We start from the raw sequence: 13,863 nt of genomic DNA on the forward strand, positions 1-13,863 counted from the left end.
AAGGGAAAAGGCAAAAACACAGGGCGGGTTGCAAACCCGCCCCTACAAAATCCTCGGTGATTTTGCTTGTCTCCTTCTGAGTTGGAGAAGGACCGGGGGCATCTTCATCGTAAACAGGAGAGCACAACCGTGGACCCTTCGCGTCCCGATTTTGACGATCTGCCCGATTTCGACACTCTGGTCGAGCAGACCATGCAGCGGCTGCTGGCCGAACGCCGCATCCCTGCCGCGACGTACCGCGTGCAGTTCAACGCGGGCTTCACCTTCCGCGACGCGCAGGCCATCGTGCCCTACCTGCACGCGCTGGGCATCAGCGACCTGTACGCCTCGCCGCTGCTGCAAGCGCGCCCCGGCAGCGCGCACGGCTACGATATCTGCGACTACGACCACCTGAACGACGCGCTCGGCACGTGGGAAGACTTCGACGCGCTGGTCGAGACGCTGCACGCGCACGGCATGGGCCTGATGCTCGACATGGTGCCCAATCACATGGGCATCGGCGCGGCGTGCAACAACTGGTGGATGGACGTGCTCGAAAACGGCCCCAGCTCGGCTTACGGCGGATTTTTCGACATCGACTGGCAGCCGGTCAAGGCGGAGCTGGCGAACAAGGTGCTGCTGCCGATCCTGGAGGATCAATACGGCGCGGTGCTCGAAAGCGGCAAGCTGCGGCTGGTGTATGCGGACGGCGCGTTCGCCGTGCACTACTACGACACGCGCCTGCCCGTCGCGCCGGACAGCTACGCGCGCATCCTGAGCGCGGGCGTCGATGCGCTGGTCGAGGAACTGGGCGCGGAAGACGAGCACGTTCAGGAGCTGCAAAGCATCCTGACCGCGCTCAGCTACCTGCCGCCGTATACCGCCACGGAGCCGGATCAGGCCGCGGAGCGCCGCCGCGAAAAAGAGGTGATCAAACGCCGCATCGCCGCGCTGCTGGATGCCACCCCGGACGTTAAAGCTGCCGTAGACGCCGCGCTCACGGCCATCAACGGCGATCCCGACGACCCGGCCAGCTTCGACCGGCTCGACGCGCTGCTGGCCGAGCAGCCCTACCGCCCCGCATTCTGGCGCGTGGCCTCCGACGAGATCAACTACCGGCGCTTCTTCGACATCAACGACATGGCCGCGATCCACATCGAAGATCCGGCGGTGTTCAACGCCGTGCACGATACCGTGCTCGACCTGGCGACGGCGGGCAAAATCAACAGCCTGCGCATCGATCACTCGGACGGGCTGTGGAACCCGGCGGACTACTTCCGCCGCTTGCAGGAAAGCTACGTCTATCACCAGATCTGCGCCGCGCCGGGCCCCAACCTGGACGATACGGCGGCGGAGCAGGCGCTCGGAGCCGCGATCCATCGCTGGTTCGACGCGCATTACGTTCCCCAGCCGGATTCGGCGGCGACGCTGCCGCTGTACGTCGTGACCGAAAAGATCCTGTCCGAAACGGAGCCGCTGCCCTACGACTGGGCCGTCTTCGGCACGACCGGCTACGACTTTCTGAACGTGGTCAACGGTCTGTTTGTGGACCCGGCGCAGCGCGACCGCCTGACCGGGATTTACGATGCATTTGCCGGTCATGAGATGGACCTGGAAGCCATTGTGCGCAGCAGCAAGCAGCGCATCATGGAAGACGCGCTCGCCAGCGAGATCGGCTCGCTCAGCCGCCAGTTGGAGCGCATCACCGAGGTGAGCCGCCGCTACCGCGACTTCACGCTGGGCGGCCTCAGCGCGGCCATCCGGCAGGTGATCGCAGCCATGAACATCTACCGGACGTATATCACCGAGCCGGAGAACGTCTCCGACCGCGACCAGCGCTATATCCTGGCGGCAGTGCTCGAAGCGCGCCGCCGCGCGCCGAACACGTCGCGGCTGGTGCTGACGTTCATCCGCGATACGCTGCTGCTGCGCAATCTGGACAGCTTCCGCGCCGAGGATCGCCCGCGCGTGCTCAACTTCGTGATGCGCTTCCAGCAGATCACCGGGCCGATCATGGCGAAAAGCTTCGAGGACACCACGTTTTACATTTACAACCGCCTCGCGTCGTTGAACGAGGTCGGCGGTCACCCGGAAAACTTCGGCGTGACGCCGGGCGACTTCCACGCCGAGTCGCTCAAGCGCCGGGCAGAATGGCCGCACGCCATGCTGACCACCTCGACGCACGACACCAAGCGCAGCGAGGACGTGCGCGCCCACATCGACGTGCTGTCAGAACTGCCCGACGAGTGGGAGGCGGCGCTGGCGCAGTGGCGTTCGATCAACGCGGCGCATAAATCGACCATCGACGGCGAGGCCGCGCCCGACGCCAACGACGAATACCTGCTCTACCAGACGCTGCTCGGCGCATGGCCGGACGGAAACAGCGCCCCCGGCGAGGCGTTCCGCGACCGCATGGCGGCGTACATGGTCAAAGCCGCCAGCGAAGCAAAAGTGCACACCACCTGGATCAGCCCGGACGAGGATTACATCGCAGCGATCCAGTCTTTCGTAGCGGGCGTGCTGGGTGACGCGGCCTTTCTGGACGCCTTCGTACCGCTCCAGCGCCGGGTGGCGTTCTTCGGGCGGTTCAACGCGCTGGCACAGGTATTGCTCAAGGTGACCGCGCCCGGTATGCCCGATTTATACCAGGGAACGGAACTTTGGAATTACAGCTTAGTGGACCCAGACAACCGTCGTGTAGTAGACTATGAGAAGCGCCGGGAGATACTGGACGATCTGGCTGCCGTAGATACGCAACCCGACTCCGACCGCGCCGCACTGGCCCGCAGCCTGGTGGAGAGCGCCGACGATGGGCGCATCAAGCTCTATGCGATCCGGCGCGCGCTGGCGGTCCGCAGCGCCCTGCGCGACGTCTTCGACCACGGTTCCTACCGGGCATTGGAGGCGAGTGGCCGCCGCGCCGCGCATCTGTGTGCCTTCGTGCGCGAGCACGACGGCAGGGCGGTGATCGCGGTTGCGCCGCGCCTCGTGGCCGGACTGACGGGCAGGCAGGAACGCGCCCCGGTCGGTCCGGAGGTCTGGGGCGATACGTGGCTGGCGCTGCCACCCGAACACGCGGGACGCACCTATCGCAGCGTGTTCACGGGCGACCTGATCGCCGCTGGCGAACGCGGCGGCACAATTGGGCTGCCGGTGGCTGAATTGCTTGCATATTTCCCCGTAGGGCTGCTAGAACTGATTTAGCGCTCTACTTTCCCGTTGTGGCATCGGGTGGGGTGGCAGTCCTGGCATCCCTGTCACTCCGCCCTTTGCTTCCCCGCAATGCGCCACACCAGACAAGGAGCGAGCAGCATGACGTCCCCCTACGACTACAGCACCCGGCAGGGCATTTACCCGATCTCCTGGGAAGACTTTCACGGGCTGTGCAAAGCACTCGCGCAGGCCGCCGCCGTCTTCGACCCGGCGATCATCCTCGGCGTGGGGCGCGGCGGCTACTACCCCGCGACCCTGATCGCGCACCTGCTGCAAGCGGAGATCTACCCCGTGCGGCTGTCGCGGCGCGTCAACGACGTGGTCACGCACGAGCGCCCGCAGTGGATGGTGCACCCGCCGGAAACCGTACGGGGTCAGCGCGTGCTGGTCGTGGACGAGATCAGCAGCACGGGCGAAACGCTGGAGATGGTCAAAGCCGAAGCGCTGCGACTGGGCGCGGCAGACGTGCGCTGCGCGGTGCTCTACGCGCATACGTGGGGCGCGGCCATCCCCGATGCGATCGGGCTGATCACCGACGCGCTGATCCTCAACCCGTGGGACCGTGAGATCTACCGCGACGGCGCGTTCCAGTTTCACCCCGAATACGTCGAGGCGCTGGCGCAGCAGGGCGTCGCGCCCTCGCCGGACCTGCTGATCCCCGCGACGCCGGTTGGTCCGCTGGCGAAGGATACGCTGGGGTCCTGAGGCGGCTTCACTTCCGATTTCCTCGAAAATTGTTTATGATCGTAATACTTATTCGCGCCGCGTGAGGGGCCACGCGGCACAGCGTGTTTGGGGAGGTCACCATGTCGATTCCGGCTCTGGCGGGCGTATGCACCTACGCGGAGGCGGCGCAGCCCGGCTACACCGTCGAGGAGAATGTCAAGCGGCTCGTACGCTACGCGTGGATTCAGAAGCGCGCGATGGAAACGGGGCTGTACTGGCTGAACCCCACGCCCGAATGGGAAGTGAAAGAAGCGCTCAGCCTGCACCTGTACCAGGACGCCGAACACGCCAAGCTGATCCGCGCGCGCGTCAGCGAGATGCGCAACCCGCCGCCGCGCATGGACGTCTCGCCCGACCCGGCGCTAGATCGCTTCTTCGACGAGCTGCTGGCCTCGCAGGACACGCTCGAAAAGGTCGCTGGGCTGTACGGCGTGCTGCGTCCGGCCCTGCTGGACGCCTACCGCGCCCACTACGACGGCTCGAACCCGCTGGTGGACTTCCCCACGCGGCGCATCGTGCGCTTCATGATCGTGGAGGCTGAGGACGCGGTGCAGTGGGGCGAGCAAGCCCTGGCTGCGCTGACGGAATCGGACGCGGAACGCGAACGCGTCGAGACGTGGATGGCGCACCTGCGCGCCTACCTGGACGCAGCGGGCGGCGTCGCGGGCGACGTGCAAGCGCCGGAGCAGCTCCCCGCGCCGCGCGCAACGGGCGACTTCGTGCCGGACTTCTTCCCGCAGCGCGACGATCGGTTCACCGGGCGGTGGAATTTCGTCTTCCCGCCGCACGAGGTCGCGCGCACGGAAGGCGTGCCTGTCGAGGAGAAGACGCTCGCGCTGATGTGCAAGCGCACGCTCGAAATGGACGTCCCCGAAGCGATGGCGCGTATGATCGCGGAAGCCGAGGGCATGCCGTGGGAATATTACGTCGATATGGCGCGCCAACTGTGGGACGAAGCACGCCACGCCATGATGGGATCGGTATACTTCGAGGCGCTCGGCGTGGATTGGAAACACGAGATCCCGCTGCATCCCGGCTTCGCGCTGCGGCTGAACCAGCACATGGACGCGCTCGACGCGCACGCGGTGCTGTATACCATCGAGCAAAGCCTGATGCCCGCCAAGACCGGCAAGCGCTACGAGTGGGAAACCGCCGTCGATGCGCACGATCCGCTGGCGACCTTGTTTCAGGACTACGATTGGGCCGACGAGGTGCTGCACGCGCAGGTTGGGCGGCGCTGGCTGCTGGACGCGCACAAGCTCAGCCGCGAGGCGGTGGTGAAGCTCGGCCAGCAGCGCGCGACCGAGTCCGAAGCGGACCTGGCGCAGTATGCGGATCGCGGGGCGCAGGTCAACTGGTGGCCGGACTTCGTGCGGCGCGTGCTGGGACGCGAGAGCGCCATGCAGGATTACGCGCTTGGCACGGCGGACCCGGTGTATCGCGCGGCGGAGTGAGGGGCGGAACAGAGTGGGCGGGATTGCGAAGCAACCTCACCCCCGGCCCCTCTTCAATCGGATTGGAGAGGGGAGACAAACATGGTCGGATCCGTAGGGGCGGGGCTTGCTCCGCCCGTTTTGCCCCGATAATCCGATCTTAAAACAAAACGGGGCGTGTGCGGTACACCCCTACGTGAGTTGCGACACCGGATCAGCGCAGCGGGATCCGATCGAGGTCCGTTCCGGGCTGAAGCGCCACATCCCCGGCGCGGACCCAGCCCCAGCCCAACCCTGCATCGAGCACGGACCACCACGTAGAGGCGTCATTGCGCCCGTACAGGGTCGCGTCTGCGCCCGCCGCCAGCTCCCCCGATGACCGTACCGTCCACGCCATCATAGACGAGCGTCGTCACCTGGGCGGTGACGGTACAGGGCGGCGGAACCGGATCGACCAGTTCCTGTTCGAGCAGCGAAAGATACGCGCCATCGAGCACGGCGTGGCTGTAGCCCTGCGCATAGTTCGGCGCATCGTCGGGATGCGCCGCGTACCAGTCCAGCGCAGCAGTCGCCTGGGCGTAGTAGGGATCTTCGGAACAAACATCAACCGGGGCCGTCTCAGCCTCGGATGGCACGGCCACGCTCTGAGGCAGCCACCACCCAAACAGGCCGCACACGGCTGTCATCAAAAGGAACAGAAGTCGCATGATTCACCTCCGTTCATAGTGTACGAACGTCGTGAACCGGACGCTTGACGGCCGCTCGGTGGTCCGCTGACTTAGTAGCGCCCCTCGGACTCCACCAGCCCGTACAGCGCTTCGAGCTTTTCCGGCTCGACCTTGGGCGACACCGAGCACGCCGTGCTGAGGATGTAGCCGCCACCGGGCATACCGTCGCGCAGGCGCTCGCGGGCGTGGTCCAGCACAGACGCCACGTCCGGCATTTGCAGCAGCGCCACCGAGTTCATGTTGCCCTTGATGAACATGCGCCCGCCGATGCGCGCTTTGGCGTCGGCCAGCTCCGTATCCCCGATGGGCGGCGGATCGAGCGTATCAACGCCGTCCGTGCCGGTTTCCATCATCAGTTCGAGGCGGTCCCCGATGTGGCCGCAGGTATGCGTGTAGATCGGCACGCCGGGAACCTGCGCGTGCACCGCCTCCGTGACGCGCCGTTCGTAGGGCAGCACGAAGCGCCGGTACATGCGCGGCGAAATGAAGCCGCCGCCCGCGTAAGCCGACGACAGCAGCACCGCATCCACACCGTGCCGCGCCTGTGCCACCGCCCACGCAATGCTCGCCTCCGTCAACCGGTCGAGGATGGCCTCAGCCTTTTCGGGATCGGTGGCGAGGCTCATCAACGCGTCCTCGTAGGTGAACAACTCCATCAGGTGCGTGAACGGCGAAAATACCTCGCCGTGCAGCGACACGTCCGGCCCGGCCTTTTCGCGCACAAGGTCTAGCGTGCGGAAAAAGTAGTCCGGCGGCTCCAACAGCAGGCCCGGCGCTTTGCCGCGCAGCACGGGCGTATGGTACACGCCCCAGGTGTACATCACCCAGTCGTCCAAGCGGTCGAAATCGCGGTCAGGATCGAACGTCTCGAAGGTCGGGCGCGCCGTTTCGGGATGGGCCGGGCGGTGCTGGGCGTTATCGTCCCAGGGCAGCAGCGTCACGTCGCCCGATTTCCAGCGCACCCATTCGCCGTCGTCGTCGCTGGTGATCTCGGCCACGTCCGCGCGCCAGTTCGGGTCGCGCCCCGGCACGTTGACCAGGATGCCGTCGAAGCGGTAGCGCTGCTGGAGCATCACCAGCGCCTCGGCAAAACCTTCGCTGGTGAACCAGATCTCGTGCGGGCGCAGCGGTGTGTTCAAAAAATAGTGTCCCAGTGCAAGCTGGCACATCAGCGGCACGCGATCGGGGATCTCGTGGCGCATCGCCGCCGCGACCCGTTCCCTGCTGTTCATAAGTTTATTCTCCTTGCATTCCTTGGAAGATGGCCGCGCAGCCTAGATGCTCGGCGGACGCCCGGTGATCAGGTCTTCGTAACACATCACCAGCTCGTCCATCATCACCGGCCATGCCTGCGTTTCGGCATACATGCGCGCGTTGCGCCCCATGATGCGGCGCTTGCTCGGCTCGCTGACAATCGCGCGAACGCCGTCGATCATACCGCGCACGTCGCCCACGTTAAACAGGTAGCCGTTCACGCCGGGGCGTACCATGTCGTCCGCGCCGCCCACGCGCGAGGTCACCACCGGCAGACCGGCGGCCATCGCCTCGATCAGCACCAGCCCGAAGGTCTCCATCGCGGAGGGGAACAGGAACACGTCCGCGCTGGCGTAGGCCGACCACAGCTCGTCGCCGCGCAAGTAGCCCATGAACGTCGTGGGCGATCCGGCGAACTGCGCCTGAAGCTCCGAACGGGCCGGGCCGTCCCCCACGATCGCCAGCCGCGTGCCGGGAACCTGCTCCACCGCCGCGCGCAGCTTGTGAATCTGCTTCTCGTTGGAGAGCCGCCCGACGTAGAGCAAAATCGTGTCGTCGGGATGCCCGCCGCTGAGCCGCATCCGCATGTCCATGCTCGCGCGGGCCGGGTTGAACTGGTCCGCGTCCACGCCCCTGCGCCACAGGCCCACCTGCCGCACGCCGTGGTGCAGCATGTCGCGCTGCACGCGCCGCGACGGGGCCAGCGCGTAATCGGCGGCGTTGAAGTTGGTGCGCATGTACCACCACATGAACGGCCCCAGAAAGCCCAGGCCCACGTAGCGTGCGACATGCGCCATGTCGAGGTGAAACGACGCCAGGGTGGGGATGCCGAGGTGCTTCGCCATCATCAGGCCGCCCGTGCCGACCATCGCCGGGTGGATGAAATGCGCGATGTCGGGGTTGAAGCGCTTGACCTCGCGGTAGGTGGTCAGCGTCGGCGGGCCGATGGTCAGCTCCGGGTAGGAGGGCACGCGCAAGCCGGGCACGCCGATCACGGACTTACCGCGATAATCGGTGACGTCCTCGCTGATGCGCGGCGCGACCACGACAAAATCAATGTTGCGGCGAATCAGGTGATCCATCAGCAGGATGAGGACCGTGACGATCCCATCCACTTTGGGGATGAACGTTTCAGTGAATAGTGCGACTCGCATAGTCGCTTCGACCCTCAACCACCCAGGTTGGCACCACCCGCCATAGTTCATAACCCGTCCGGGCTGCCCGCGTTGCGCGCGAGCCGCTTATGGGTGAGGATAACGGCAGGACGTTAAAGATAAACAAGCAGCAGGTTAAATGACCGCCAAGGGGACTTCGATCACGCTTCTTCTGACATCGTGCTGCCGAAACGCACCACTTCTTCCGGCTCCGGCTGCGGTTCCTTGAGCGCTTTGCTCATGAAATGCCACTGGCGAATGCCCAGTGTCACCATCGTCAAAGCGCTCGACCGCTTGCGGACCAATTTCATCCCGGCCTTTTCGTAGACGTGGATCGCACGGGCATTGCCCGCCGCCACCCACAGCGTCAGGCTGTCGCGCCCATGCTCGCGCGCCCAGGTTTCGGCGTGATCGAGCAAAAGCTGGCCAACGCCCTGTCCCTGATAGTCGGGAATCACGCCCAGGTCCCCGATATACGCTTCGCCCGGCTCCGGCGTATGGCCGATCAGCCACAGCATGAACGAGGTCCACAGCATACGCGGCATGCCCAATTCGCGCACGGCGAGGTTCTCGAAGTTGCGCGTCTCGCGGGTGGTGTAGTAGATCGGCTCCAGCACCGCCGTGCCGACAATCCGCCCGTCACGCTCCGCGACCAGCACCCCATCATAGCCGCGCTGAATCGGGCCGGTGTACGACGCCTCGATCAGCGCGCGCACCTTGGACGGATCGCGGCTGAAGATGATCCGCAGCTTGTCGCTAAACGAGTCTTGCAGCGCCGCCGCCACGCCCGGCAAATCGACCAGCCGCGCGGCGCGAACCTGTATCCCCATCATGCCTTGTTCTCCAGCACGGCCATCGCCAGCCCGATGGCGGCGACCGTCGCAATATTCTTGATGCGCCCGTCCAGGCACGCCGCGCGTACATCATCGAGCGCCAACCGCCGTTGGGTGATGTCTTCCGATGCTTCGAGGTGCGGCTCGGACACCTGCCGCGCGTGCCGCGCCACGAAGATGTGGCTGCCCCCACACCCGCGATTGCCGTCGATGAAGAAGCGGCCCAGATATTGAAGATCGTCCGCTTCGAGGCCCGTTTCTTCGTACAGCTCGCGCCGCGCGGCGGTGTCGGGCGCTTCGCCCGCGTCGAGGTACCCAGCGGGCAGTTCCAATGAGACGGTGCGCGGGCCGTGCTTGTAGTGCTCGATCATCGCCACGCGCCCGTCTTCGACCACCGCGAAAACCTGTGCCCATTCGGGCATCTCGATCCGGTGAAAGTCTTCGATCTCGTGCCCGCTGGGCAGCCGCACATGTTCGACTGCAATCCGCAGCCAGGGCATCCGGTCCAGCAGGATTTCATGAGACAGTGTATCCCAGGGCTTCATGATCACTTCCGCAGGTGTAAGGGAATATCGATGATTGCACGCACTTTGCCAAATCGACGCCGCCGGTAGAACAAAGCGAACCGGATCAGGCTGGCGGTCTGGTTGTGTAACAAAAGCTCCCACCATTTCGCGGGGATGAATTCCGGCAGGATCACCGACGCGAGATGACCGTCGTTTGCCTCGCGGTCATAACGGTCCAGAAAGTCGAGAAAGGGCCAGACAATCGACCGGTAGGGCGACGGAACGATCACCAGCGGGACGCCCATCCCCCACGTCTCCCACGCCGCGCGGATCCGATCCGCATCACCCGGATTGATCTCAACATACACTGCCGTCACCCTGTCCGAGATCGAGCGCGCGTAATGCAGCGCCAGTACCGTACCCCGGTGCACGCCCGAAATGGGCACCACCACGCGCGGCGGCGGGGGTGGCGTGGTGCTCACCGGCGGAAACGCATCGTTCAGGGCCAGCTCGCGCCGGATCTCGATGTAGTGCCGGTCAATCGCGCGGAACATCAGCACCAGCAGCGGGATCAGCACCACCACGATCCACGCCCCGTCCAGAAACTTGGCGACCGCAACGACCACCAGCGTGATCGCCGTCGCCACCGCGCCGGTGCCGTTGACCGCCGCTTTCAACCGCCAGCCCGGGCCGCGCTCGTGCAGCCAGTGGATCACCATGCCGCTTTGGGACAGCGAAAAAGCCAGGAAGACGCCCACCGCGAACAGCGGGATCAGCGCGTGCGAATCGCCCCCAAAGAGGACGATCAGCACCGCCGTCAGCCCTGCTAGCAGCAGCATCCCGTTGGTGAATACCAGCCGATCGCCCAGGAACGACAACTGGCGAGGCAAATAGCCGTCGCGCGCCAGAATCGACGCGACGCCGGGGAACCCCGCGAAGCTGGTATTCGCCGCCACGGCCAGAATAAGCAGCGTCGAGGCCTGCACGACGTAATACGCGGCATTCGTGCCCAGAATATGCCGCGCCAGCGCCGAAAGGATCGTCTCGTTGGTCTGCGGCACAATGCCGAAAAACTGCGTCAGGCTGACGCTGCCCAGAAACATGAACACCATCAGCAGCGCCATCGCCGCCAACGTCTGCCGGGCATTTCGCGCTTCCGGCTTTTTGAACAGCCGCACGCCGTTGCTGATCGCCTCGACGCCCGTCAGCGCCGTGCAGCCGGACGCGAAGGTGTGCATCACCAGGAACAGCGTCAGCGAGTGCGTCGCGGGCGGGGCCACGGCTTCCAGGCTGCCCGGTCCCTCGATCGCGGCGCGGACCAGACCCACGAGCAGCATCAGCACGTAACAGCCGATGAACAGGTAGACCGGAATGGCGATCACCGTCCCGGTTTCGCGGATGCCGCGCAGATTCGTCAGGGTGATGATCACCAGCAGCACCAACGCCAGCGCCGTACGGTAGGGCCACAGGTCGGGGAACGCGGAGGCAATCGCGGCGACCCCGGCGGTCAGGCTCACCGCCGCCGTCAGCACGTAGTCGATCAGCAGCGACGCGGCGGCGATCAGCCCCGGGTATTGGCCCAGGTTTTCCCGCGCCACCGTATACGATCCGCCGCCGGAGGGATAGGCTTCGATGGTTTGCGAATAGGAGATAGCAACGATCACCAGCAGGATGACGATTACCAGCCCGATTTTCCACGACAGAACCAGCCCTGCCGCGCCCGCCACAGCCAGCCCCAGGTAGATTTCCTGGTTGGCATAGGCGATCGACGAGAGCGCATCGGGCGAAAGCGCCGCCATCGCACGCAGCTTATCCAGACGCTCGTCGCCCAGGCGCTGCGTGGGAAGTGGAGGGCCGATCAGAAACCCCCTGATACTTCGCATATCGGGATGCTGCCCTCTTGGCTACTCTGTGGCGGTATCCAATCCCAGCGCCAGGAAGTCTTCGGGGTCGATCCACGCGCCGTCCACCGCGATCTCGAAGTGAATGTGCGCGCCGGTGACGCGGCCTGTCATGCCGCTCATCCCAATGACATCACCCTGATTGACCCAATCGCCGGGCACAACGAACCGTTCCGAGAGATGCGCGTAACCGGTATAGATGCCCCAGCCGTGATCGACCAGAACATAACCGCCTCGGATCGGCAGCGGCTGCGAGAGCACCACCCGCCCGGACGCCGATACCGGAACCGGCACGCCTTCGCCCACGGCGATATCGATGCCCGTATGACGCGACAGATACGACTGGCCGTTGTAGCTGCGGTACGTGCCGAACCACGCCACCAGATCGTTGGGATTGGGCAAAATGAAACCGCCGTCCCAATAGCGCGCGGGCGTGAAGCGGTCCATGATGTTAAACACCTTGGCGATCTCGGCGTCTTCCACGGTGGGATCGGTCAGGGGCAGCAGCGCACCCACAACGTACAGGCTTACGGTTGCATACCCGCCCGACGCCACCGTCACCGGCTGGTCGATGCGCTCGGACGTCCCGTCCGCATACTCGATCAGAAGCTGCAAGGGATAGGTGTCGGCCTTCAGATCGATGGAAGCCGACAGCAGCGCCTTATAGCCGAGCTTGCTGGGGTAAAAATAGACGCCGCGCTCCTGAAACATGCCCGTCACGTTCGTGATCTGATCCCCGGCCACGTAGACTGTCGTCAGCCCACCCTGCTTGACCCACTGCGCGTTGACCGTCACGACGGCGCGCGTCGTCTGTGCCGTAGCGAGCGCGGGAAGAGCCAGCGCCAGCACGACCATCACCAGCACGACGGCCTGCGCCATGCCCTTACCGTGTTTCATCCGATACTCCCACAAGGTTGGCGGGCGCTAAATCGCGCTCGACGCGACATCCGTGCATCATCATCCATAACAACTGCGCCGTGTTCCAGGCGTCGTCCACGCCGCGATGATGCGTGCCCTCCACGGGCAGGTGCATCATGTTCAGCGCGTTGAGCAGCCCGATCTCCTGGGACATGCCGTTGAACAGGGCAAAGAGCGTTTTCACGTTGATGTGGCTCGACCCGAACGGGTACAGCACCTGGCGTTCGGCACACTGCTGCTCAAACTGGCGGCGGTCGTAATCGCCGTAGCTCGCCCAGATGCGGTCGCGGGCGGCGTATTTGCGGCGCAGGATGGCGCACGCGCGCCCGAAGGTCACGCCCTCACGCTCGATATTCGACGGGGTAAGGTGTGTCAGCTCCGTGCAAAATTCGCTGATCTGGGAATGCTCCGGCTTGACGAGGATACTCTGCCTGCTCACCCGCTCTCCGGTCGCCACGTCCAGCGCGCAAATCCCGATTTCGATGATTTCTTTCTCTTCGCCAGGGGGTGGAGGCCCCTCCCAACACGTTGACTCGATGTCGATGACGAGCACTTGATCTAGTTTTCCGGCCAAGGGACTGCTCTCGGTGATTTACTCATGATGCTGCGTACCGCTTGTTTCAGTATAACGATCGACCTGCCGCCCGACAACACCGGACGCACTACGCCTCCCCGGCGTCGATCACGGCAAGCCGTTGAACCGTACCGTATCGAGGATCGCCTGCATCGCCATCACCTGATCCGGCATGGCTTCCAGCGGCTCGACGGCCACAAAAAAGGCGAAGCTCGTGCTGCCCACGCGCACGGTCACGAACCAGCCCGCCGCGTTGGCCTGCCCTTCGCATTCGTCCGCCTGATAAAACGCCCCGACGCCGCTCTGCCCGCCGACGGTGAGCGTCTTCTGATCGTATACGCCCAGGTTGCACGCGTCCCCGATCAGCGATCCGCGCAAAAGCTGCACGCCGTCCGCCCAGAGATTTAACTCTCCGCTGGCACTGACCACGTTCGGGAAGTCCCAGAACAGATAAATGATGCCGCGCACATCCTCCGCCAGCGGCCCGGCGTAAATCGTCAGCGGCAGCTCGCGGGCTTCGCCGTAGCTGCTGAACGGCACGAGCATATCGGCGGCCTGCCACCCGTCGGGCAGGGTAATCGACAGCGGCGGCGGCGCGCCCGGCTTGACGGGCAGCTCGGTCGCGGTCGCCACACCGCCGGGGG

12 protein-coding genes and 1 pseudogene are annotated in these 13,863 nt (G+C 64.9%); 3 read left to right on the forward strand and 10 right to left on the reverse strand.

The window, feature by feature from the left end; translation table 11 throughout:
• Window positions 1-129 precede the first annotated feature (129 nt).
• The 3 genes from treY to V7116_RS14520 all read left to right on the forward strand — a co-directional run bounded on the left by treY (window position 130) and on the right by V7116_RS14520 (window position 5,372).
• Window positions 130-3,183: a malto-oligosyltrehalose synthase gene (gene treY / locus V7116_RS14510; RefSeq protein ID WP_324392658.1), complete on the forward strand. Its 3,054-nt coding sequence runs from the start codon at window positions 130-132 to the stop codon at window positions 3,181-3,183.
• A gap of 108 nt (window positions 3,184-3,291) precedes the next feature.
• The gene (locus V7116_RS14515; protein WP_324392659.1) at window positions 3,292-3,897 is read left to right on the forward strand and encodes a phosphoribosyltransferase; all 606 of its coding nucleotides are present in this window, start codon (window positions 3,292-3,294) and stop codon (window positions 3,895-3,897) included.
• 101 nt (window positions 3,898-3,998) lie between these two features.
• Window positions 3,999-5,372, forward strand: a complete 1,374-nt coding sequence (locus tag V7116_RS14520) for a hypothetical protein (protein WP_324392660.1) — start codon at window positions 3,999-4,001, stop codon at window positions 5,370-5,372.
• A 193-nt stretch (window positions 5,373-5,565) separates the two neighbouring features.
• Here the strand turns inward: V7116_RS14520 and V7116_RS14525 are convergent, their stop codons facing one another.
• The 10 genes and pseudogenes from V7116_RS14525 to V7116_RS14570 form a co-directional block, all read right to left on the reverse strand.
• Entirely contained in the window at window positions 5,566-5,751 is a 186-nt protein-coding gene (locus V7116_RS14525) for a hypothetical protein (protein WP_324392661.1), read from the reverse strand.
• Window positions 5,678-6,058, reverse strand: coding sequence for a hypothetical protein (locus V7116_RS14530; protein WP_324392662.1), 381 nt, complete (start codon window positions 6,056-6,058; stop codon window positions 5,678-5,680). The genes V7116_RS14525 and V7116_RS14530 overlap by 74 nt, the downstream gene beginning before the upstream one ends.
• A gap of 71 nt (window positions 6,059-6,129) precedes the next feature.
• Window positions 6,130-7,311, reverse strand: coding sequence for a uroporphyrinogen decarboxylase family protein (locus V7116_RS14535; RefSeq protein ID WP_324392663.1), 1,182 nt, complete (start codon window positions 7,309-7,311; stop codon window positions 6,130-6,132).
• A 42-nt stretch (window positions 7,312-7,353) separates the two neighbouring features.
• Window positions 7,354-8,487: a glycosyltransferase family 4 protein gene (locus tag V7116_RS14540; RefSeq protein WP_324392664.1), complete on the reverse strand. Its 1,134-nt coding sequence runs from the start codon at window positions 8,485-8,487 to the stop codon at window positions 7,354-7,356.
• 161 nt (window positions 8,488-8,648) lie between these two features.
• The gene (locus V7116_RS14545; protein WP_324392665.1) at window positions 8,649-9,320 is read right to left on the reverse strand and encodes a GNAT family N-acetyltransferase; all 672 of its coding nucleotides are present in this window, start codon (window positions 9,318-9,320) and stop codon (window positions 8,649-8,651) included.
• A complete protein-coding gene (locus V7116_RS14550; RefSeq protein ID WP_324392666.1) occupies window positions 9,317-9,865 on the reverse strand; it encodes an NUDIX hydrolase in 549 nt (182 codons plus the stop codon). Before V7116_RS14550 ends, V7116_RS14545 begins: the two co-directional genes overlap by 4 nt.
• 2 nt (window positions 9,866-9,867) lie before the next feature.
• On the reverse strand, window positions 9,868-11,709 hold the full coding sequence (locus V7116_RS14555) for an APC family permease (protein ID WP_324392667.1): 1,842 nt from the start codon (window positions 11,707-11,709) through the stop codon (window positions 9,868-9,870).
• A 21-nt stretch (window positions 11,710-11,730) separates the two neighbouring features.
• Window positions 11,731-12,624, reverse strand: coding sequence for a M23 family metallopeptidase (locus tag V7116_RS14560; RefSeq protein WP_324392668.1), 894 nt, complete (start codon window positions 12,622-12,624; stop codon window positions 11,731-11,733).
• Window positions 12,611-13,219, reverse strand: a complete 609-nt coding sequence (locus V7116_RS14565; protein ID WP_324392669.1) for a 3'-5' exonuclease — start codon at window positions 13,217-13,219, stop codon at window positions 12,611-12,613. The genes V7116_RS14560 and V7116_RS14565 overlap by 14 nt, the downstream gene beginning before the upstream one ends.
• 108 nt (window positions 13,220-13,327) lie before the next feature.
• A pseudogene (locus V7116_RS14570) lies at window positions 13,328-13,863 on the reverse strand (hypothetical protein); the annotation flags it as partial.

The sequence above is a fragment of the Aggregatilinea sp. genome, assembly GCF_036822615.1.
In the GTDB taxonomy this organism is placed as follows: domain Bacteria; phylum Chloroflexota; class Anaerolineae; order Aggregatilineales; family Aggregatilineaceae; genus Aggregatilinea.

Excerpts from the sequence above, each read along its gene's own strand:
- V7116_RS14520 (WP_324392660.1), top strand. The coding sequence starts at position 3,999 with ATGTCGATTCCGGCTCTGGCGGGCGTATGCACCTACGCGGAGGCGGCG.
- V7116_RS14525 (WP_324392661.1), bottom strand. The coding sequence starts at position 5,751 with ATGATGGCGTGGACGGTACGGTCATCGGGGGAGCTGGCGGCGGGCGCA.
- V7116_RS14515 (WP_324392659.1), top strand. The coding sequence starts at position 3,292 with ATGACGTCCCCCTACGACTACAGCACCCGGCAGGGCATTTACCCGATC.
- V7116_RS14540 (WP_324392664.1), bottom strand. The coding sequence starts at position 8,487 with ATGCGAGTCGCACTATTCACTGAAACGTTCATCCCCAAAGTGGATGGG.
- V7116_RS14545 (WP_324392665.1), bottom strand. The coding sequence starts at position 9,320 with ATGATGGGGATACAGGTTCGCGCCGCGCGGCTGGTCGATTTGCCGGGC.
- V7116_RS14535 (WP_324392663.1), bottom strand. The coding sequence starts at position 7,311 with ATGAACAGCAGGGAACGGGTCGCGGCGGCGATGCGCCACGAGATCCCC.
- V7116_RS14560 (WP_324392668.1), bottom strand. The coding sequence starts at position 12,624 with ATGAAACACGGTAAGGGCATGGCGCAGGCCGTCGTGCTGGTGATGGTC.
- V7116_RS14530 (WP_324392662.1), bottom strand. The coding sequence starts at position 6,058 with ATGCGACTTCTGTTCCTTTTGATGACAGCCGTGTGCGGCCTGTTTGGG.
- V7116_RS14550 (WP_324392666.1), bottom strand. The coding sequence starts at position 9,865 with ATGAAGCCCTGGGATACACTGTCTCATGAAATCCTGCTGGACCGGATG.
- V7116_RS14555 (WP_324392667.1), bottom strand. The coding sequence starts at position 11,709 with ATGCGAAGTATCAGGGGGTTTCTGATCGGCCCTCCACTTCCCACGCAG.